Source organism: Pseudomonas triticifolii (genome assembly GCF_014358015.1).
Classification (GTDB): domain Bacteria; phylum Pseudomonadota; class Gammaproteobacteria; order Pseudomonadales; family Pseudomonadaceae; genus Aquipseudomonas; species Aquipseudomonas triticifolii.
The window spans coordinates 421,399-422,669 of the sequence record NZ_JACONV010000001.1 but is presented as its reverse complement, the minus strand read 5'-3'; the positions used below and the strand labels follow the sequence as shown (position 1 = coordinate 422,669).

Sequence of the window (1,271 nt, the reverse complement as noted above, 5' to 3'; positions counted from 1 at the left end):
AACCGTGAAAAACCCCTGCGGCAGGCTTTCGAGCTGCCGCAGGGGCACGTGTACGCAAAACGGACAATCAGTCGCGGCCTCAAACAGTAGGCGCGATCTTCAAGGATCAGCAGGCCTTTATGAACAAGTCGAAACTACGCAAGACGGGATTGATCACCGCGTTGGTGCTGGTGGCAGGTGCCGTGCTGTACGCCGTCGAGGCTCCGGCCAAACCTCCCGTGTACATCACCGCCAGGGCTGAACGTAATGACATCGAAAATGCTGTGCTCGCCACGGGTGTGCTGGAGGGCATCAAGCAGGTGGATGTCGGTGCACAGGTGTCGGGGCAGCTGAAATCGCTCAAGGTCAAACTGGGTGACAAGGTCAAAAAGGGGCAGTGGCTGGCTGAAATCGACCCACTGGTGCTGCGCAATACGTTGCGCCAGGCGCAAGTGGACGAAGAGAAACTCAAGGCCCAGCGGGCGTCTGCGCAGGCGAAGATGAAACAGGCCAAGCGTCTGTATGACCGCTACAAAGAATTACAGACCGATCAGTCGGTATCTCGTCAGGATTTCGAAAGTGCCGAGTCCGATTACGACATGCAACAGGCCAATGTGCGCGCACTGGACGCCGAGATCAAAAGCGCTCAGGTGCAGATCGACACCGCCAAGGTCAATCTGGGCTATACGCGGATCATCGCGCCCATCGACGGCGACGTGGTCGGTGTCGTGACTCAGGAAGGCCAGACCGTCATCGCCCAGCAACTGGCACCGGTGCTGTTGAAGCTGGCCGATCTGGACACCATGACCATCAAGGCTCAGGTGTCGGAAGCGGACGTCATCCATATCACGCCGGGGCAGGAGGTTTATTTTACGATCCTGGGTGAGGACAAGCGCTACTACGCCAAACTGCGCGGCACCGAGCCTGCGCCGCAGGATTATCTGGAAACCGAAAGCGGCAGTTCGGCGTCCCGGCAAAACTCAGCGGTGTTCTACAACGCCCTGTTCGAGGTGCCCAATGAGGATCAGCGCCTGCGTATTGCCATGACCGCCCAAGTACGCATTGTCCTGGGCACGGCGCGCAACGCGCTTACGGTGCCCGTGGCCGCGCTGGGTTCACATACCCGCGAAGGTTCATCGTTCGTGCGCGTGCTGGACGCCAAGGGCTTTGCCCAGGAGCGTAAGGTCGAGGTCGGCATCAACAACAACGTCCAGGTCGAGATCAAGGACGGCCTGATCGAGGGGGATCAGGTGGTCATCGGCGATCCCGCGTCGGTCGTGGCAGGGGCCTGA

Annotated in this window: 1 protein-coding gene; it reads left to right on the top strand. The window is 59.7% G+C overall.

What is annotated here, in order from left to right:
- Positions 1-119: 119 nt before the first annotated feature.
- A complete protein-coding gene (gene macA / locus H8S56_RS01845) occupies positions 120-1,271 on the top strand; it encodes a macrolide transporter subunit MacA (RefSeq protein WP_187517697.1) in 1,152 nt (383 codons plus the stop codon).